The organism is Leucobacter rhizosphaerae, from assembly GCF_022919175.1.
Lineage (GTDB): Bacteria > Actinomycetota > Actinomycetes > Actinomycetales > Microbacteriaceae > Leucobacter > Leucobacter rhizosphaerae.
Window position 1 is genome coordinate 3,032,905 of the sequence record NZ_CP095043.1, and the last position, 18,018, is coordinate 3,050,922.

19 protein-coding genes are annotated in these 18,018 nt (G+C 70.3%); 10 read left to right on the plus strand and 9 right to left on the minus strand.

Annotated features, from left to right (window positions below; translation table 11 throughout):
* Positions 1-12 precede the first annotated feature (12 nt).
* Together MUN76_RS13995 and fbaA are read right to left on the minus strand one after the other, a co-directional pair.
* Positions 13-897, minus strand: a complete 885-nt coding sequence (locus tag MUN76_RS13995) for a DUF6264 family protein (protein WP_244685509.1) — start codon at positions 895-897, stop codon at positions 13-15.
* A complete protein-coding gene (gene fbaA / locus MUN76_RS14000) occupies positions 894-1,925 on the minus strand; it encodes a class II fructose-bisphosphate aldolase (RefSeq protein WP_244685511.1) in 1,032 nt (343 codons plus the stop codon). The genes MUN76_RS13995 and fbaA overlap by 4 nt, the downstream gene beginning before the upstream one ends.
* Before the next feature lie 77 nt (positions 1,926-2,002).
* Here fbaA and glpX point away from each other — a divergent pair, with 77 nt between their 5' ends.
* Positions 2,003-2,986, plus strand: a complete 984-nt coding sequence (gene glpX / locus MUN76_RS14005; RefSeq protein WP_244685513.1) for a class II fructose-bisphosphatase — start codon at positions 2,003-2,005, stop codon at positions 2,984-2,986.
* Here glpX and MUN76_RS14010 read toward each other — a convergent pair.
* Genes MUN76_RS14010 through MUN76_RS14030 form a run of 5 tightly spaced genes read right to left on the minus strand, consistent with a single transcriptional unit; the run spans position 2,983 to position 7,876 of the window.
* Complete coding sequence (locus MUN76_RS14010) at positions 2,983-3,879, minus strand: polysaccharide deacetylase family protein (protein ID WP_244685515.1); 897 nt, start codon at positions 3,877-3,879, stop codon at positions 2,983-2,985. The genes glpX and MUN76_RS14010 overlap by 4 nt on opposite strands.
* Positions 3,869-4,837, minus strand: a complete 969-nt coding sequence (speB, locus tag MUN76_RS14015; RefSeq protein WP_244685517.1) for an agmatinase — start codon at positions 4,835-4,837, stop codon at positions 3,869-3,871. The genes MUN76_RS14010 and speB overlap by 11 nt, the downstream gene beginning before the upstream one ends.
* A gap of 23 nt (positions 4,838-4,860) precedes the next feature.
* A complete protein-coding gene (locus tag MUN76_RS14020; RefSeq protein ID WP_244685519.1) occupies positions 4,861-5,685 on the minus strand; it encodes an SDR family NAD(P)-dependent oxidoreductase in 825 nt (274 codons plus the stop codon).
* Positions 5,685-6,407: an SDR family NAD(P)-dependent oxidoreductase gene (locus MUN76_RS14025; protein ID WP_244685521.1), complete on the minus strand. Its 723-nt coding sequence runs from the start codon at positions 6,405-6,407 to the stop codon at positions 5,685-5,687. Before MUN76_RS14025 ends, MUN76_RS14020 begins: the two co-directional genes overlap by 1 nt.
* The gene (locus MUN76_RS14030) at positions 6,404-7,876 is read right to left on the minus strand and encodes an APC family permease (protein ID WP_244685523.1); all 1,473 of its coding nucleotides are present in this window, start codon (positions 7,874-7,876) and stop codon (positions 6,404-6,406) included. The genes MUN76_RS14025 and MUN76_RS14030 overlap by 4 nt, the downstream gene beginning before the upstream one ends.
* Before the next feature lie 126 nt (positions 7,877-8,002).
* Here MUN76_RS14030 and MUN76_RS14035 point away from each other — a divergent pair, with 126 nt between their 5' ends.
* Positions 8,003-9,319, plus strand: coding sequence for a PucR family transcriptional regulator (locus tag MUN76_RS14035; RefSeq protein WP_244685524.1), 1,317 nt, complete (start codon positions 8,003-8,005; stop codon positions 9,317-9,319).
* Here MUN76_RS14035 and MUN76_RS14040 read toward each other — a convergent pair.
* Both MUN76_RS14040 and MUN76_RS14045 read right to left on the minus strand, forming a co-directional pair.
* On the minus strand, positions 9,300-10,619 hold the full coding sequence (locus MUN76_RS14040) for a DNA recombination protein RmuC (protein WP_244685526.1): 1,320 nt from the start codon (positions 10,617-10,619) through the stop codon (positions 9,300-9,302). The two genes, MUN76_RS14035 and MUN76_RS14040, sit on opposite strands and share 20 nt — an antisense overlap.
* Positions 10,620-10,674: 55 nt before the next feature.
* Positions 10,675-11,259, minus strand: coding sequence for an exonuclease domain-containing protein (locus MUN76_RS14045; RefSeq protein ID WP_244685528.1), 585 nt, complete (start codon positions 11,257-11,259; stop codon positions 10,675-10,677).
* Positions 11,260-11,626: 367 nt separating this feature from the next.
* Here MUN76_RS14045 and MUN76_RS14050 point away from each other — a divergent pair, with 367 nt between their 5' ends.
* From MUN76_RS14050 to MUN76_RS14085, 8 genes are all read left to right on the plus strand, one after another.
* Positions 11,627-12,055, plus strand: a complete 429-nt coding sequence (locus MUN76_RS14050; protein WP_244685530.1) for a DUF1761 domain-containing protein — start codon at positions 11,627-11,629, stop codon at positions 12,053-12,055.
* 19 nt (positions 12,056-12,074) lie between these two features.
* Complete coding sequence (gene ychF, locus MUN76_RS14055) at positions 12,075-13,148, plus strand: redox-regulated ATPase YchF (RefSeq protein WP_244685532.1); 1,074 nt, start codon at positions 12,075-12,077, stop codon at positions 13,146-13,148.
* Positions 13,149-13,163: 15 nt separating this feature from the next.
* Positions 13,164-14,420, plus strand: coding sequence for a DUF6357 family protein (locus tag MUN76_RS14060; RefSeq protein WP_244685534.1), 1,257 nt, complete (start codon positions 13,164-13,166; stop codon positions 14,418-14,420).
* A gap of 31 nt (positions 14,421-14,451) precedes the next feature.
* Entirely contained in the window at positions 14,452-15,093 is a 642-nt protein-coding gene (locus MUN76_RS14065) for a DUF1345 domain-containing protein (protein WP_244685536.1), read from the plus strand.
* A 102-nt stretch (positions 15,094-15,195) separates the two neighbouring features.
* Positions 15,196-15,912 carry a GTP pyrophosphokinase gene (locus MUN76_RS14070; protein WP_244685537.1) on the plus strand — a complete coding sequence of 239 codons (717 nt, stop codon included), beginning with the start codon at positions 15,196-15,198 and terminating at the stop codon, positions 15,910-15,912.
* A gap of 96 nt (positions 15,913-16,008) precedes the next feature.
* Positions 16,009-16,770, plus strand: coding sequence for a phosphotransferase (locus tag MUN76_RS14075; protein WP_244685539.1), 762 nt, complete (start codon positions 16,009-16,011; stop codon positions 16,768-16,770).
* 96 nt (positions 16,771-16,866) lie between these two features.
* Positions 16,867-17,088 carry a DUF4287 domain-containing protein gene (locus MUN76_RS14080; protein ID WP_244685541.1) on the plus strand — a complete coding sequence of 74 codons (222 nt, stop codon included), beginning with the start codon at positions 16,867-16,869 and terminating at the stop codon, positions 17,086-17,088.
* Positions 17,085-18,011: a homocysteine S-methyltransferase family protein gene (locus MUN76_RS14085; RefSeq protein ID WP_244685543.1), complete on the plus strand. Its 927-nt coding sequence runs from the start codon at positions 17,085-17,087 to the stop codon at positions 18,009-18,011. The genes MUN76_RS14080 and MUN76_RS14085 overlap by 4 nt, the downstream gene beginning before the upstream one ends.
* Positions 18,012-18,018: the final 7 nt, after the last annotated feature.

Sequence of the window (18,018 nt, forward strand, 5' to 3'; positions counted from 1 at the left end):
CGGCTCACCAACTTAGGGCGTGGTGGACAGGTAGTCCAGCATCCGCTGCGTCGCGTCGGGATCCGACAACTGGCTCATCAGCTCCGGCATGCTCGTGATGGCGATGGTCGTGAGCACGAACATCGCGACGAACACCACCGCGCCGGCGGTCAGCGGCACCCAGAACGTGATCTTGCGCGCGCGCATCCGCTGGATCGAGAAGATCAGCGTGACCGCGTAGACCGCGATGAACGCCAGCGCGCTGACGGTGCCGAGCGTGCCGAGCCAGGAGGGGACCTCGAAATCGGTGAGCCCCACCGCGTCCCCCATGAGCGAGAAGCTCGACGGCAGCGCGAGCATCGACTGCGCCGAGATGAGCGCGCCCACCGCGCCGACGACGAGCAGGATGATGGTGGTGATCCGGTCACCGGTGCGCGGCTTCGGTGCGCCGGGCGCGTAGGTCGGTGCCGACTGCGCCACCGCGGGTGCCGCGGTGGCCCGATACGGCTCGGGATCCCCGTTGCGCGATGACGCTGAGCCCGGCCCGGGGGCCGACGGTGCGGACGAAGATGAGGAGGACGGCGCCGGAGCGGCAGGAGCCGCAGACGCGGACGAGCCGCGACCGGATCCCGCGCCGAGATTGTGGGGGACACCGGCGATGCGCCCCGCATCTGCGGCAGGCGCCGATGGGCCAGCCGGCGGCGTCACGGACGGTGCCGAGGATCCCGACGCGGACGCGTCGGATGTCGAGTCCTCCGGCTTCCACTCCCAGCCCTCGGGCGCGTACTCGCCGAACGCGGGTCGGGGCCGAGCGGCGGGCGCCGGCTGCGCGGGCGCGGTCTCGGAAGTCGAACCCTTGGAGGTCGAACCCTCAGGCGCGGAACCCTCGGGCGTCGAATCGTCGCGCTGATCGGTCATGCTGCGCTCACCGAGCGGCCGGCCGACCCGAGCTGCTGCGCCGCGAGCGCGATGCGCGCGGCCATGCCGGCCTCACCGACCTTGCCGTAGGCCCGGGGGTCGTACTGCTTCTTGTTGCCGACCTCGCCGTCGACCTTCAGCACGCCCTCGTAGTTCTTGAGGATGAAGTCGGCGATCGGCCGGGTGAACGCGTATTGCGTGTCAGTATCGATGTTCATCTTGATGACGCCGTTGGCGACCGCCTCGGCGATCTCCTCGGGAGTGGATCCCGAGCCGCCGTGGAAGACGAGGTCGAGGGGCTTCTCACCCGTGCCGTACTTGGCCTGCAGGCCCGACTGGATCTCGGCGAGCAGCTCGGGGCGCAGACGCACGTTGCCCGGCTTGTAGACGCCGTGGACGTTGCCGAAGGTGAGCGCGGTGAGGTAGCGGCCGCGCTCACCGAGTCCGAGGGCCTCGACCGTCGCGACCGCGTCGTCGAGCGTGGTGTAGAGCTGATCGTTGATCTCGTGGCTGATGCCGTCCTCTTCGCCGCCCACGACGCCGATCTCGACCTCGAGCACGATGTCGATCGCGGCCATGCGGGGCAGGAGCTCCTGCGCGATGCTGAGGTTCTCGCCGAGCGGGATCGCCGAGCCGTCCCACATGTGCGACTGGAAGTAGGGCAGCCCGCCCTCCTGCACCCGCTGCTCGCTCGCGGCGACGAGCGGGAGCACGAAGTTCTCCAGGTGCTGCTTCGGGCAGTGATCCGTGTGGAGCGCGACGGTGACGTCGTGCGCCTTCGCCACCTCCTCGGCGTACTTGGCGAACGCGATGGCCCCGCCGACGCGATTCTGCACCGACTGCCCGGCGAAGTAGTCCGCGCCGCCGAAGCTGACCTGGATGATCCCGTCGGATCCCGCCTCGGAGAAGCCCTGCAGCGCCGCGTTCAGGGTCTGCGAACTCGACACGTTGACGGCCGGGAACGCGAAGGCTCCCGACTTCGCAGCATCGAGCATCGCGGCATACTGGTCCGGGGTTGCGACGGGCATGTGGTGAGCTCCTTGGCGTCGTGTCGAATCGGCTCGAGGCCGCTGTCGCCCCAAGTCTACGCGGTAGGCTTAGGGACATGACTGAACCGAATTCTCTGGGCGAGTGGCAGCCCGACCGTAACCTTGCGATGGAGCTCGTTCGCGCGACCGAGGCGGCAGCGATGCGCGCGACACCGTGGATCGGGCGCGGCGACAAGAACGCGGCCGACGGCGCAGCGGTCGACGCGATGCGGCGGTTCCTCTCGACCGTGAACATGAAGGGCACCGTCGTGATCGGCGAGGGCGAGAAGGACGACGCCCCCTGGCTCTACAACGGCGAGGTCGTGGGCAATGGCGACGGTGCCGAGTGCGACGTGGCCGTGGACCCGATCGACGGCACCCGCCTCACGGCCGAGGGCCGCCCGGGGGCGCTCTCGGTCATCGCCGTCGCGGACCGCGGCAGCATGTACGACCCCTCGGCGGTCTTCTACATGGACAAGCTCGTCTGCGGGCCGGAGGGCGTGGGCGTCGTCGACATCGACCGCCCCATCGGCGAGAACATTCGGGCCCTCGCGCGGGCCAAGCAGGTCGACGTCTCCGACATCCGCGTCGCCGTGCTCGACCGCCCCCGTCACGACCAGCTGATCGCCGACATCCGCGCCGCGGGCGCCGGCACCCGACTGATCATGGACGGCGACGTCGCCGGGGGCGTGAACGCGGCCCGCTGGGACTCGGCCATCGACATGTGCGTCGGCATCGGCGGCACCCCCGAGGGCATCATCACCGCCTGCGCAGTGAAGGCGCTCGGCGGAGTGATCCAGGGCCGCCTCTGGCCGAAGGACGACGAGGAGCGCCAGCGCGCGATCGACGCCGGCCACGACCTCAGCCGCGTACTGCAGGCGAACGACCTCGTCTCGAGCGACAACGCCTACTTCGTGGCCACCGGGATCACCGACGCCGAGTTCATCGACGGCGTGCAGCGCCGCGGGCCCTTCGTGCGCGCCGAGAGCATCGTGATGCGCTCGCACTCGGGCACCATCCGCCACGTCATCAGCGACATGGATCCCAACCGCTGGAACTAGTCCTCGCGGGGCGCCGTCCGCAGCATGCTGCTCGGGATCGGGGCCACCGCGCGGGGTGCCCCGACGCTCCCGCGCACCCGGTCGGCGATGTCCGCGAGCGGAGCGACCCACACATCGGGGAGCTCCAGAACCTCGGCAATGAGCGCGTCGAGGGCCGCGGCGCGTCCCGGACGCCCGGACAGGAACGGGTGGTTCGTGAGCACCCAGCAGCCGCCGAAGCGGCGCATCCCATCGAGTTCGCTCCGCCAGAGCGCCACCGCGTGCTCGGGTGTCTGGATCGGGCCGAGCTCGGTGACCCCGGGCAGATAGCAGTACTGCTCCCAGTCGTCGAGGGCCCACTGGATCGGGATCTCGATGAGCGGTGCACGACCTGGCCGTTCCGACCTCGTGGCGAGTGCGTACGGCACATCGCCGTCCATGAGGCTCGAGTCATACTGGAATCCGCGCTCGGCGAGGAGCCCCGGCATCTCCCACGACAGGTCCCACATCGGTGCGCGATAGCCCACGGGCCGGAGCCCCGTCAACTGCTCGAGCGTGTCGGAACCGCGGTCGAGCTGCTCGGCCTGCTCCGCGGGTGAGAGCGTCGTCGGGGTGACGTGGTGGTACCCGTGGTGCGCGATCTCGTGCCCGGCGGCTGCGATGTCACGGACGACACCCGGGTAGCGGTCGGCGGTGGCGCCGGGCACGAAGAAGGTGCTGCGCACCCGCCGATGATCCAGGATGTCGAGCAGCCGTGCGACTCCCACGAGCGGCCCGTAGGCCTGGTGGCTCATCGCGCTCATGCTGCGCGCCGTTGCGGGATCAGCGGCGATGGCCGCCGCCTCGCCGTCGACGTCGAAGGAGAACGAGGCGGCGCAGACCGCGGCGTCCGGCCAGACGACGTCAGCGCCCATCGATCTCCTCCGTCATCCGCTCGCTCATGATGCTGACCAAATCATAGGCGCAGTGCGCGGCGGCGACGGCGGTGATGCTCGCGTGGTCGTAGGCGGGTGCCACCTCGACGACGTCCGCACCGACGACGTTCTTGTCCCGGAGACCGCGGAGCAGCTCAAGGAGCTCACGACTCGTGAGGCCTCCCGCCTCGGGTGTGCCGGTGCCGGGGGCGTGCGCGGGATCCAGCACGTCGATGTCGATCGAGATGTACAGCGGAGCGTCCCCGATCCGCTCACTGATGCGGGCGATGATGTCGAGGAAGGGTGTGGTGTGGAACTCGCGGGCGTGCACGATGGTGAACCCGAGTTCCGCGTCATCGGTCAGGTCGTCGGCGCTGTAGAGCGACCCTCGAATGCCCACGTGCGCGGAGTGCTCCTTGAGCAGCAGCCCCTCTTCGATGGCGACCCGGAACGGTGTGCCGTGCGTCACCGGGGTGTCGAAGTACGGCCCCCAGGTGTCGAGGTGCGCGTCGAAGTGGACGAGGGCGACCGGACCGTGCTCGCGGTGCAGGGCCCGGAGGGACGCCAGCGCGATGGTGTGGTCGCCGCCGAGCACCATCACCCGCTTGCCACCGGCGATGAGGCCGCTGATGCCCGCCTCGATCTCGGTGAGTGCGGTGGTGATATCGAAGGGGTTGCAGTCGACATCGCCCGCGTCGACGACCTGCACGCTGTCGAACGGTGCCACGTCGAGCGCGGGGTTGTACGGTCGGAGCAGACGCGACGCCTCGCGGATCGCCCCGGGACCGAAGCGTGCTCCGGGGCGGAACGTGACGCCCGTGTCGAAGGGCACGCCGACGACGGCGATGTCGTAGTCCGGAGCATCGTTCAGTCGAGGTAGCCGGGCGAAGCTGGTGAGCCCGGCGTACCGCGGGGAGACCTGACCGTCGACCGGGGGAATCGGGGGAGTGGTGTTCACGGAGAACCTTTCTGGTCGAGGGGCTACACGCGGCTGCGCGTCGAGCCGCCGTTGAGCTGGAGGGTCTGACCCGCGATCGACCGCAGGCTCGGCTGAGCGAGGAACGCCACGGCGGCGGCGATCTCCTCCGGACGACCGATGCGACCCGCGGGGATCTGCTCGGCGTACTGCGCGTGCATGGCATCGAGGGTGAGCCCGGCGTCCGCGGCGTCGACAGTGAGCTGGGGGGTATCGATCACCCCGGGGGCGATCGCGTTCACGAGGATCCCCTCGGGGGCGAGCTCGTGACCGAGACACTTCACCAGGCTGATCAGGCCCGCCTTCGACGCCGCATAAGCGGAGGCGTTGGGCCAGCCGGTCACGCCCCACTCGCTCACGATCACGATGATCCGACCGCCGCGGCCCTGCTCCCGCATGACACGCACCGCCTCCTGCACCAGCGCGAAGGTGCCGACCAGGTTGACGTCGACGACGCGCCACCACTCCTCCGGATCCGCGTCGACGAGCGGGGACATCGACATGGCCGCGTGATTGGCCACGACAACGTCGAGGGCGCCGTGGATCTCGGCGGCCGTGCGCACGAGCGCGCGGCAGGCCTCCGGGGTGCTGAGATCCTGGACGACCCCGATCGCTCCCGTCGACTCCTCGAGCCTCCGGAGTCGCTCGTCTGAGGTGCGGGCGTGGGCCAGCACCTGCGCACCCGCGGTGCGGAGGACCGTGGTCTCGGCGACCCCAAGCCCTCCCGTCGCGCCGGTGACGAGGGCGGTGAGCCCGTCGAGCCCGTCGAGCCCGTTGCGCCCGTCGAGCCCGTTGCGCCCGTCGAAATCGTGAGAGGAATGCTGTGCCATCAGATCACCGCCCCTGAGTTGGGATTGAGGACTTCGCCCGTCATGAATCCGCCGGAACGCACGAGGAAGTCGACGCAGAGCGCGACCTCCTCCGGTTCCGCGAGCGCGCGCGTCGGCAGCGTGCGCAGGTACCCGGGTTCCCGCCAGGGGGAATCCTGGGCCAGCATGGGGGTGTTCGTGGGACCGGGCGCGACCGCGTTGACCCGCACGCCGGCGTCGGCGACCTCGGCGGCGAGGCTGCGCACCGCGCCGAGCACGGCGCCCTTCGCCGCGGCGTAGTGAGAATCCCTGGCGCCCCCGCCCACGGCGAGTTCGCTCGCGATCGCCACGATGGATCCCTGCCCGCGAGCCAGCATGCCCGGGAGCACCGCCTGGCTGGCAGCAAAGAATCCGCCGAGGTGCACCCGGAGCATCGTGCGCAGATCCTCGTCCGACACGTCGGTGAACGGCACGCTGCGGTAGTGGCCGGCGGTGCTCACGAGGGCGTCGATGGGCCCGAACTCGGCGATGATCCCGTCGATCGCGGACCGCACGGCACGCTGATCCGCGACATCGAGCACCTCGGACCGGTGGCAGTCCTGCGCTGCCGCCCGGTCGAGCCCCACGACGGTCATGCCGCCGGTCGCGAGCCGTCGCGCGATGGCGCTCCCCATGCCTCCGGCGGCCCCCGTGACGATCGCGACGGGTCCGCCGGCGGGGCCGGTCGTGCGCTCCGTGCTCATCGCTCGGCTCCGTCCGACACGGGCAGGAGGATCGCACTCGAGTCGACCGGGACGATCCGGCGGCGTACCCGAGCGTAGATGAGCGCGCCGATGACGGTCAGCGCGGCCGCCCCGACGATGACCGACCAGTCCAGCCACGCGTTGCCGTTGAGCTCGCGCGGCCACGCGATGTTCACGAGTTCGAACACCACCCAGACCAGCGCGGCGACGGCGACCACCGGGGTCCACCGGCCGATCGAGAAGGGGCCCGGGCGCCAGGCCCGTCGGAGCACCGTTGCGGCGAATGCGACAACCGGGAAGAGGAAGCTCAGGTAGAACCCGCCCGACGTGAAGTTGACCATCATCGTGTACAGATTCTCGGCGACGTTGCTCAGCAGGAAGAGCGCGGTGCCGATCACGGTCGTGATGAGGATCGGTCCGACCGGTTGCCGCTGCACCCGGCTGAGCTTCGTGAGAGCGGTGGAGAAGGGGAGCGCGCCATCGCGGGCCTTCGCCCAGATGAGGCGGGAGGCCGAGGTCTGGAGCGCGAGGAAGCTCGCGATGAAACCGATGGCGAACAGCGCCTGCAGGGGCAGCGCGATCCCGGCGCCCAGCTGAGCGGTGAGGACCGCGTACACCGGGTCGACATCGTACCCGGGGAGCTCGCTGGCGTTCTCCGGCGTCGCGAGGATGATCGCGAGGCTCGAGAACATCACCACCACCGCGATGAAGCTGATCGAGAAGAGCACGGCCTTCGGCAGGTTCTTGCGCGGTTCGTGCACCTCCTCGGCGATCGATCCGGCGCTCTCGAACCCGACGAAGGAGAAGCCGATGAAGACCATCGCCAGCAGGAACGGGCCGCCGACCGCGAAGTACCCCTCGGCCGCGTCGAGGCTCGCACCGCCGTCGAAGAGCACCGACAGGTCGTGCTCGCGGTGCGCGATCAGCAGCCACACACCCAGCCCGATCGATCCGACGACCTCCGCGATGATGCTCGCGAACATGAACCCCTTGAGGATCCCGCGACCCGCGAGGTTGATGAGGGTGCCGAGGGCGAGCACGACGAACGCGATGAGCGCGACCTGCGTGCCGCTCGGCTCGTGGATGCCGAGGATGTTGGCGATGAAGCCGGCGGCGCCGAGCGCGACGGTCGCCATGGCGATCGTGAGCGTCCAGATGTAGAACCACCCCGCGAACCAGCCGTAACCCGCACCGAGCATACGATTCGACCACTGGTAGATCGATCCCTCGAGCGGCCAGCGGGACACGAGCATGGCGAAGACCAGTGCGACGAGGAGCTGCCCGCCGAAGACGATGAGGAAGCCCCACCAGAACGACGGGCCGGCCGCGGTGATGGCGAGGCCGAAGATGCCGTAGAGCGCCACGATCGGTGAGATGAAGGCGAAGGAGAACGCGAAGGCCGACCCGAAGGAGAACTCGCGTTTCAGGGTCTGCGCCGACGAGGGCGCCTCGGTGGGGAGTGAGGTCACGATGGTCTCCTTTGGCCAGATCGAGCGTGCTCCCGCAATTATTCACTCGTCCATTCGAAATCGGGAGAATCGAGGTGTTTTCTCCAGACTTCGCGATGGTGGTTGTGTGAAGCTACAATTCGGGACATGGAGATCGCACGCTCGGACCGTGACGTTCTGGTCACGCTCGCCGACCTCATGGCCGATGCGTCACTGGAACTCGAACCGGCGTATGTCCCCGCGGACGCGGGGCGACGGCCGGTCTCGTGGGTCCACGCGACCGAGCAGATCGACCCCCGGCCGCACCTCCGAGCCCACGAGCTCGTGTGCACCCTGGGGAGTGCGCTCGTCGGGCCGGGGACCGCCGAGCAGTTCGCGTCGGCGGTCGCGGCAGCCGGCGTGACCGGGATCGCGCTGGGGCTCGGCGAGGTCCACCTCCAGCCGCCGCGCGAACTGGTCGACGCGTGCCGCGCGCACGAGGTGCCCCTCGTGGTCGTGCCGCACGGCGTGCCGTTTCTCACAGTCAACGATGCGGTACTGAAGCGACGGAGCGAGTTGGAGGGTGAAGCGAGGCGGAAGGAGACGGCGCTGATCTCGGAGCTGTTGGAACTGGCGCGAAACGGTGCCGCCGAGGCGGAATTGCGCCGACGCGCCTCGGCGACGCTCGAGGTGCCGGAGGCGCCGGGTCCGTCTCGAGAATTCCGGGAGCAGCTCGACAGTCTGCTCGAGTTCTCGCGCCGGGAGCGCGAGCGGGACTCCGCGGATCGGCTCGCGCAGCTCGGGCAGCTGATCGACCTGATCGCCAGCGGGCTGGCGCACCCCGCCGCGATCCTCCCCGAGGTGGAATCGCGGGGCCTCGACCGGTCGCGGCTGCGGGTGAGCTGCTGGCCGCGGGGGAGCGAGGGCGCCCTCGCCGTGCACTGGCCGGAAGCCATCGTCGGGATCTCGGCGCTGGGGACCGTGATGGTCTCGGGCCCGACGCCCGTCGCCGCATTCCGCACGCCGGGATTCGTCTGCGGGTACAGCGCCGTCGTCGATCTCCTGGATCTCCGGCGGGCGCTGAGCGAGGCGCGGTCGGCGGTGAAGCTCGCGCGGAGCCGCGGTGGGGTGGCTGGGCCGGAGCAACTGGTGTCGCTCGAGGCGCTCCTGGAGCAGCAGTCGAGCGAGCAGCTGGCGCCGTTCATCGAGCAACTGCTCGCCCCGATCCTGCAAGCGGATGACGAGGGGCGCGGCGACCTGGTCTCCACACTCACCGCCTTCATCGAGTGCGACCGGCACCTCCAAGAGACCGCCGCGCGCCTCTATGTGCACGTCAACACCGTGCGGCACCGCCTCGGGCGCGTGCACGAACTCAGTGGACGCGACCCGCTGACCCTCGCCGGGCTCACGGACCTGCGCATTGCGCTGTGGGCCGCGGAGCGGCGTCGGGCCATCGGGCACCGTCTCATTCGGCCGCTGGCGTGACACCGCGCGGATCGTCCTCCACCGCGACCTGCAGCTCGGGGGCCACGAGCGGGCGCACCGCGTCGTCGAGCTGGGTCGGTTCGGTGCCGATCCGCTCGCCGTTCAGCGCGCCGATCTTGCGGGCCGTCGGCAGCACCTGCCGTTCGAGCGATCCCACGAACGCGTTGTAGTCCTGCACCCCTCGGCTCAGCGTGCGGCCGAGCTTGTCGAGGTGCCCCGCCGTGCGTCCGAGGCGGGCGTGCAGCTCGCGACTGAGGTCGAACAGCGTGCGGGCCTCGGCGGTGAGCGATTCCTGCCGCCAGCTGTGCGCCACCGACTTCAGAATCGCCCAGAGACTCACCGGGGAGGCAAGGGCCACCCGGCGCTCGAACGCGTACTCGAGCAGGAGCGGATCCGTGTCGAGAGCACTCGAGAGGAGCGCCTCACTCGGCACGAAGGCGATGACGAACTCGGGGGAGTCGGGGAGGGCGGCAGAGTAGTCGCGTGTGCTGAGCGCGACGATGTGCTCGCGCAGCGCCTTGGCGTGTTTGCCGAGCAGCACGGCCCGGCGGGCGTCGGCTGCCGCGTCGTCGGCCTCGCTCGAGCGCGGAGCGTTGCCGAGATGCTGCGCCTCGAGATAGGCATCGAACGGCACCTTCGCGTCGATGGCGATCGACTTGCCGCCGGGGAGATGCACGACCATGTCGGGGCGGAGCGCTCCCCGCTCGGACGCGAGGTGCTGCTGCACCTCGAAATCCACCCGCTCGAGCATGCCCGCGGCCTCGATGATGCGGCGCAGCTGCGTTTCGCCCCAGAGCCCCCGCGTGTTGTTCGAGCGGAGCGCCGCGGCGAGCCCCTCGGCCGTGCCGCGCAGCTTCTCCTCGGCGCGGGCCGCCTGGCGCAGCTGCTCCGTGAGTTCGCCGTGCTGGGCGGCCCGCTGCTGCTCCATCGTGGCGACCGTGCCCTCGAGCTTGCCGAGGGTCTCGCGGAGCGGAGCCAGCTGCTGCAGCACCCGCTGCTCCTCCCGGTCGAGCGCGGAGCGCTGCTGTGCGTGCACGTGCGCGTCGTGCAAGCGCTCTTCGAGCCCCTGCACCCGCGTCTCGGCGGCCGCGAGCTCTTCTCGGAGGAGGCGCGCGCCCGCCTCGGCGTCGAGTCGCGCCTGCTGCACGGCGAGGCCGCGATCCCGCTCCGCCGCGGCCGCGGCCTCGGTGAGCTGCTGCGCGGCGGCTCGGCCGCGCACGGCGACGCCGACGAAGGCCCCGGCCGCAGCGGCGAGTAGAGCGGTCACAGCGACGAGGAGAAACGTGAGGAGCGCGGTCATGGCTGCATGCTCCCACGGGCCTCGGACAATGCGGGGAGTTTCGACGCGAGTGGCGTCAGAGCTTCAGCGGGATCGCCTTCAGCTGCTGCACTCGGAGGCCCGTCTTCTTCGCGAGGGTGAGCACGTCTCCCACCTCGTGGCGGCGGGCCGCATCGCTGATGATCGCGGCGCAGGCCTCCGCGTCGGCGAGCGCGTCGTGGTGGGCGAAGGCCCCGAAGCCCGCTGCTTCGGCCGACAGCGGGAGACGGTGCGACGGGATGTCGTAGGTCTTGCGCGAGACCTGCACGCTGCAGAGGTACTTCAAGCGGGGGGTGGGGGTGATGGTCTCCGCGCATGCCGCGCGAATGACCCCCATGTCGAAGCTGGCGTTGTGGGCGATCGCGACGTCGTCGCCGATGAAAGCGGTGAGGTCGGCGAGCTGCTCCTCCCACCGGAGCGCATCGACCACCATGCTCGGGGTGATGCCGTGGATCTTGATGTTGAACGGCAGGAACTGCGCGTGCCCCTCGGGCGGATGGATCAGCCAGGAGGTGCGCTCGACCACCGTGCCGTCGCGGACGCGCACCAGCCCGACCGAGCAGGCGGAGGACGGGTGGCTGTTCGCGGTCTCGAAATCGAGCGCGGTGAAATCTACGGGCACGCTTCGATCCTGGCACACGCCACTGACGTTGACGCCGACAGGCCCGATCCCACGCGGCGGTGCACCGGCTCAGCGACGCACGTGCTCAGCGCTGCAATACTCCAGCGGCTCAGCGGCTCAGCGGCTCAGCGGTTCTCGTCATCGAGGCGGCGCTGCTCGGCGGCCTCCAGGCGATCCTTCTCCTTCTGGGCGCGCTCGCGCTCTTCGCGGATCTTCTCGTGTACGGCATCGTTGTCAGTCATGCGGCGATCCTATCCCCGGAGTCGACGCGGGCGACAGGGGGAATCCGCTCGGATGTCCCGTGCCGGTGGCATGATGTTCACATCGCGCGGCGCAAAGGTGCGCAGCGGAGGCAGAGGAGACACTCATGATTCCCGACATCAACTACTGGGCCGTCATCGTCGCAACACTCTCGACCATGGTCGTCGGATCGATCTGGTACACCCCGAAGGTGTTCGGGAACCGCTGGATGGCACTCGCGAAGGTGACGCCGGGGGACGACCCCAAGGCCGCCGTGCGGCCGATCCTCATCACACTGGTCGTCAGCTTCATCTCCGCGTGGGTGCTGGCGGGGGCGAGCTGGATCGCCTTCGACTTCTACGGCGGATCCTTTCTCGTGGCGGCGGTGTTCACGGGGCTGATCCTGTGGGCCGGCTTCACCGCGGCGCGCTTCATCACCCACGACGCCTTCGAGGGGCGCCCGGCCGCGCTCACGGTCATGAACGTCGCGCACGAACTCGTCACGGTGCTCGTCATGTCGGTGATCCTCGGCGTCTGGCCGCCCGCGATCGGATAGACGCGTAGACTGATCCCTCGTGGCTCTTACTATCGGAATCGTCGGTCTCCCGAACGTCGGCAAGTCGACCCTCTTCAACGCGCTGACGCGCAATCAGGTGCTCGCCGCGAACTACCCGTTCGCGACGATCGAGCCGAACGTCGGCGTCGTGAACCTGCCGGATCCGCGGCTCGAGAAGCTCGCCGAGATCTTCGGCTCGGAGCGGATCCTCCCGGCGCCCGTGAGCTTCGTCGACATCGCGGGCATCGTGCGCGGTGCGAGCGAGGGCGAGGGGCTCGGCAACCAGTTCCTCGCGAACATCCGCGAGGCGGACGCGATCACCCAGGTCGTGCGCGGCTTCACCGATCCCGACGTGATCCACGTCGACGGCGACGTGAACCCGGCGAGCGACATGGAGACGATCAACACCGAGCTGATCCTCGCCGACCTGCAGACCCTCGAGAAGGCGCTGCCGCGCTTCGAGAAGGAGCTCAAGTCGAAGAAGATCGACGCGAAGGTAGTGGAGACCGCGCAGGCCGCCCAGAAGGTGCTCAACGAGGGCACGCTGCTCTCGACCGCCGGGCTCGACCTGGAGCCGATCCGCGAGCTCGGACTGCTCACGGCGAAGCCGTTCCTCTACGTCTTCAACGTCGACGAGGGGGTGCTGGGCGATCAGGCGCGCCTCGACGCGCTCGCCGAGCTCGTCGCTCCCGCGAAGGCGATCTTCCTGGACGCGAAGCTCGAGAGCGAGCTGATCGAGCTCGACGACGAGGACGCGGCCGAGCTGCTCGCGTCGATCGGGCAGGAGGAGAGCGGGCTGGATCAGCTCGCCCGTGTCGGCTTCGACACCCTCGGACTGCAGACCTACCTGACCGCCGGGCCCAAAGAGACGCGCGCCTGGACGATCAAGAAGGGCTCGACGGCGCCGCAGGCGGCCGGCGCGATCCACACGGACTTCGAGAAGGGGTTCATCAAGGGCGAGATCATCTCCTTCGATGACCTCGTGGAGACCGGCTCGGTCGCCGAGGCCCGCGCGAAGGGCAAGGCGCGCATGGAGGGCAAGGACTACGTGATGCAGGACGGCGACGTCTGCGAGTGGCGCTTCAACGTCTGACCGAACGGGGGCCGCGTGGAGACCGTCGAGTTCCGGCGTGACAACGGCTGGCTGCCGCGCGTGCTGCGCGGCGTTGCCGGGTTGCGGCTCGAGGTCGTCGGTGGGGCCGACGCGCTGCACGATCCGCGGGTCTTCAGCCTGCCGATCGAGGCGGCGCACCTCGAGGCGATCCGCTCGGACCTCGCCCGCCACCTGATCCTGTGCAGTGCGCTGCTGCCGCTCTGCCGCGACGCCGGGATCGACGGGCCGCTCGACGAGGGCGCGGCTGTCGCGCTCCTCGATCCGCTGCTGCTCGGCGCGCCCGACGAGGTCGATGCCGCGCTCGCGGCCGCCCGGTGGGATCGGGGCCAGCTCGTCGCGCACGGGGCCGACCTCGCTCTGCTCGACCGCGGCAAGGTGCACGCGGCGATGCGGTCCGCGCGCGAGACCGCGGACTGGTCGCGCGCGCAGGAGGACGACGCGCATCGCCGCCGGGCGCAGCGGGGCGTGACGCTGGCGCCGCTCGACGAGGCCGTGCTGCGCTACACCGGGCAGTTCCTGCACGGCTCGACCCTGCCGCGCCGCCTGCCCGACGCCGTTGATCCGACGCGGCTACCCGATGTGCTGCGGGTGGTCGAGACCGCGGAGCGCGCGAGTGCGGGGCTCCGGATCGCGCGGGATCCGCGCCGGGGCGCGCGGGGCACCGACAAAGCGGACTGGACCCGCATGGAAACGGCCGTCGAAGCGGCGCTGCGGCAGGAGCACCCGGGCCTCGCGCGAGATGCGGTGCGCACGGTGAGCTTCCTGCTCTGCTCGGAGGCGGCGCACGCCGCGCGGGATCTGCCGTACGACCCGGAGGGCGCCGGTGACGCGGGGTCGCCCGTGGATTCCGGATCCGGAACCCTCGACCGCGTGCTCGCGTTCAGCGACGATGCGGGCCACGACGGATCCTGGTGGCCCGGCTCCGCCCCGTCGGCCGTCGAGGCCTTCTGGGGGTTCGTGGCAGAGCACTATGGTTCGAAGAACGAGGTCTTCACCGTTGAGGACGAGGCGGCGGGGGACGGGATCCAGCTGCTGCTGTACGCCGACGCCCTGGCGCGAGTGAGCACGATGGTGCCCGCCCGCGGGGGATCCGAGCCCGTGTACCGGGTGGAGTACGGGATGGTCGACGACCTGGCGCAGTATCGGGCGGCGGTGCGCGGCTTCGTCGCGGGCGGATTCGACGCGCTCGACGGGCTGTGCCGGTGGTACGACGACGCCGACGCGTTCGAGGCCGCCCGCCGCACCCGCTGAGCGCTCGGCCCCGACGCGCTACGATCCGGGTATGAGTGATCTCCCGCTGCGGGCGCAGGTGCGCATGCGCTGGACCGTCGCCCTGCTCGTCGGGGTGGCGGCCGGCATCGCCGTCGCCGCCGTGCTCGGGGTCGCCGCGGGCCTGCTCGCGGGCTGGTCCGCACTCGCCATCGTGAGCGCGGCCTGGACGCTCCTGCAGGTGTGGCGGATGGACGCGGGCGAGACCCGCGCCCACGCGACCGCAGAAGACCCCGGCCACCGCGTCGCCCGCACGATCGCGATCGTCGGGAGCGTCGTCAGCCTCGGCGCCGTCGCGGCCGTGGTGCTCCACTCGCGCCACTCCAACGGCCTCGACGCCTATCTGCTCGCGGGCGTCGCCGTGCTGAGCGTGCTCTCCTCCTGGCTGCTGATCCAGACCGACTACATGCTGCGCTACGCCAAGGAGTACTACGCGGACGACGCCGGGGGCATCGACTTCAACCAACGCGAGGACCCGGAGTACTCCGACTTCATCTACTTCGCCGTCGGGCTCGGGATCGCGTACCAGGTGGCCGACACGAACATCTCGCGCAACGCGATCCGTCGCATCGTGATCGCCCAGACCCTGCTCGGCTACCTCTTCGGCGCCGGGATCATCGCCACCACCATCAACCTCATCGCCGGCCTGGGCTGAGCGGCCTGGCGGAATGCGCGGCGCGCCGAGTGGGCCCCGCGCGCCACGCCGGGATCCGGATCATCTCAGGCGCTTCGTCAGCATCTTGGCTACGCTGGCGCCATGAGTACTCCCGCCGTCGACGACGAGATCACCATATCCGCGAGTGCATTGCGGTCCCTCGGGGACCAGATGCAGCGCTTCCTGCTCGAATACCGATTCGCGATGCAGGAGGTCGAGACGAAACTCGCGATCCTGCAGGAGGAGTTCCTCCACATGCACGAGTACAACCCGATCGAGCACGTCTCGAGCCGGGTGAAGTCGGTCGACAGCCTGGTGGACAAGCTCAGCCGGCGCGGGGTGAGCAGCGAGTTCGACGTGATCCGTCGCGAGATCCACGACATCGCGGGCGTGCGGGTGACCTGCGCGTTCATCCGCGACGTCTACCGGCTGTTCGATCTGCTGACCCAGCAGGACGACATCACCGTGCTCGAGGTCGAGGACTTCATCGACGAGCCGAAGGCGAACGGCTACAAGAGCCTGCACACGATCATCTCGGTGCCGGTCTACCTCTCGACCGGTCGCGTGGACGTGCCGGTCGAGGTGCAGTTCCGCACGATCGCCATGGACTTCTGGGCGACGCTCGAGCACAAGATCTACTACAAGTACGACCGCCAGGTGCCGGACGCGCTGATCCACGAGCTCAAGACCGCCGCCGACACCGCTGCGGAGCTCGACACCCGCATGGAGAGCCTGCACGTGCAGCTCCACGGCGACCCGAGTTCCCCGCGCCCCGAGATCGGCCTGCACCCGGTCGAACCGCGCATCCACTCCGTGTAGCGGCGACGACGTTTAGCGGCGGCGACGTGTAGCGGCGGCCGCGGCGCCGCGCACCGGGTGCGCTCCGCACCGACCGCCGTGCGGTAGCGTCGAAGCGTGGAAACCGAATACCTCCCGGGCGGATCCGGCGGCGTGTGGCGCGTGCGCCTGCCCGACGGCGAGACCCGCGTGCACCGCCCCACGGGCGCCTGGACCCCCGCCGTGCATGCGCTGCTCGCGCACCTCGCCGAGCGGGGCCTCGACGGGATCCCGCGCGTGATCGGGCGGGACGACGAGGACCGCGAGGTGCTGAGCTACCTGCCCGGCCGCACCCTCGATCCCGAGACCGAGCAGCCGAGCGCCCGCGCCCTCGTGCACGCCGCGGCGTGGCTCCGGAGGTTCCACGACGCCGTGCGCGACTTCCGGCCCGGCGCCCTCGAGTGGCGCCAGGGATTGCAAGAGCTCGGGCCCGACGAGGTGATCTGTCACAACGACCCCGGGCTCTACAACTGGGTCGTCGTCGACGACGACTTCGCGGGCATGATCGATTGGGATCGCGCCGGGCCCGGCCGCCCGCTCGACGACCTGGCGTTCCTGGTGTGGTCCGGGGTCCCTCTCCTGCGCCCCATTCCCGCGGCTGAGGCGGCGGATCGTCTCGCCGCCGTCGCGGAGGCGTACGGCGACGTCGCTCCCGCGCGGTTGCTCGACGCCGTCTCGGACCGCATGGGTCTCATCGCCGAGCGCTGGCGGGCCGGGCTCGAGCGCGGCGACCCGGGCACCATCGCGCTCCGCGACGCCGGGATCATGGACCGCCACCTCGCCCGCGTGGCGGCCTTCGCAGACCGACGCGCGGCGATCCTCGACCACCTGCCGGCGTGACGGTGGCACGGCGACTGTGTCACACTGGCAGCGGCCGACCAGTCACGCAGCATGCAGTCACGCAGCATGCAGTCACGCAGCAAGGGAGCAACAGCGATGAGTGAGACCGTCAAGGGACCGAAGTCCTACTTCCCCTCGATCGAGGCCACGTACGGCAAATCGATCGACGAGTGGATCGAGGTGCTGCGCCCCACCGCCGGGCAGAAGCACATGGAGCAGGTGGCCTTCCTCAAGGAGCAGGGGATGGGGCACGGCCACGCCAATGCCCTCGTCGCCGTGTTCCGCGCCGAGCACGGCGGTGCCGAAGGCGCGGCATGACGCGCACGTCGGCCGTCGGACTCGCGGATGGCGGGATCGAGACGTCGCTCGCCGAGGCCCTCGGACATGAGCTCCCGGAGTTCGCGGCCTTCGTGCTGCTCGATTCGGTCGAGGGACGGGACGCTCTGCGCGCCTACTTCCGGCCCTATGTCGAACTCGCGGAGGCGTCTGATCTGCCCCTCACACTCGACACCCCGACGTGGCGCGCGAACGCCGACTGGGGTGCGCTGCTCGGATACGACGCGGAGCGCCTGGCGGCGGCGAACGCGGACGCGGTCGCCCTCGTGCGGTCGTGCGACGACGCCGGTCGCGCGGTCATCAACGGCTGCGTCGGTCCGCGCTGGGACGACTACGTCGCAGACGCGCGCATGAGCGCGGAGGAGGCGACGGCGTACCACGCACCGCAGGTGACGGCACTGGCGGAAGCCGGTGCCGACCGTGTGACCTCGGTCACCACACTCGACGCGGACGAGGGGATCGGCGTCGTGCGGGCCGCGGTCGCGGTGCGCATCCCCGCCGCGGTGTCGTTCGTCGTCGGCGCGGACGGCCGGTTGGCCGACGGCAGCTCCCTCGTCGACGCCATCGCCGCCGTCGACGCCGCCACGGACGCCGCGGCGCTGGGGTTCCTCGTGAACTGCGCGCACCCGGACGAGGTGCGGACGGGGCTCGAGGGGAGCGCGGGATCGCCCGAGCTCGACCGCCTCATCGGCTTCCGGCTGAACGCTGCGCGTCACGGCGATGACGGCCCGGGTGACGCGCCTGCGGACTTCGCGGAGGCGGAGTGGCGGCTCTCGAGCGTGGTGCCGACCGCGGCCACCTTCGGCGGTTGCTGCGGCACCGACACGTCGCACCTCGCCGAGCTCGCGGCGCGCATCGTCGCGCACGCGGATCGTCAGGGAGACCCTCAGTCAGGAACTCGTTAGGCTGAGT

What these genes read in the sequence shown, in the direction of transcription:
- MUN76_RS13995 (WP_244685509.1), bottom strand. Translation starts at nt 897, where the DNA reads ATGACCGATCAGCGCGACGATTCGACGCCCGAGGGTTCCGCGCCTGAG.
- fbaA (WP_244685511.1), bottom strand. Translation starts at nt 1,925, where the DNA reads ATGCCCGTCGCAACCCCGGACCAGTATGCCGCGATGCTCGATGCTGCG.
- glpX (WP_244685513.1), top strand. Translation starts at nt 2,003, where the DNA reads ATGACTGAACCGAATTCTCTGGGCGAGTGGCAGCCCGACCGTAACCTT.
- MUN76_RS14010 (WP_244685515.1), bottom strand. Translation starts at nt 3,879, where the DNA reads ATGGGCGCTGACGTCGTCTGGCCGGACGCCGCGGTCTGCGCCGCCTCG.
- MUN76_RS14020 (WP_244685519.1), bottom strand. Translation starts at nt 5,685, where the DNA reads ATGGCACAGCATTCCTCTCACGATTTCGACGGGCGCAACGGGCTCGAC.
- MUN76_RS14025 (WP_244685521.1), bottom strand. Translation starts at nt 6,407, where the DNA reads ATGAGCACGGAGCGCACGACCGGCCCCGCCGGCGGACCCGTCGCGATC.
- MUN76_RS14035 (WP_244685524.1), top strand. Translation starts at nt 8,003, where the DNA reads ATGGAGATCGCACGCTCGGACCGTGACGTTCTGGTCACGCTCGCCGAC.
- MUN76_RS14040 (WP_244685526.1), bottom strand. Translation starts at nt 10,619, where the DNA reads ATGACCGCGCTCCTCACGTTTCTCCTCGTCGCTGTGACCGCTCTACTC.
- MUN76_RS14050 (WP_244685530.1), top strand. Translation starts at nt 11,627, where the DNA reads ATGATTCCCGACATCAACTACTGGGCCGTCATCGTCGCAACACTCTCG.
- MUN76_RS14065 (WP_244685536.1), top strand. Translation starts at nt 14,452, where the DNA reads ATGAGTGATCTCCCGCTGCGGGCGCAGGTGCGCATGCGCTGGACCGTC.
- MUN76_RS14070 (WP_244685537.1), top strand. Translation starts at nt 15,196, where the DNA reads ATGAGTACTCCCGCCGTCGACGACGAGATCACCATATCCGCGAGTGCA.
- MUN76_RS14080 (WP_244685541.1), top strand. Translation starts at nt 16,867, where the DNA reads ATGAGTGAGACCGTCAAGGGACCGAAGTCCTACTTCCCCTCGATCGAG.
- MUN76_RS14085 (WP_244685543.1), top strand. Translation starts at nt 17,085, where the DNA reads ATGACGCGCACGTCGGCCGTCGGACTCGCGGATGGCGGGATCGAGACG.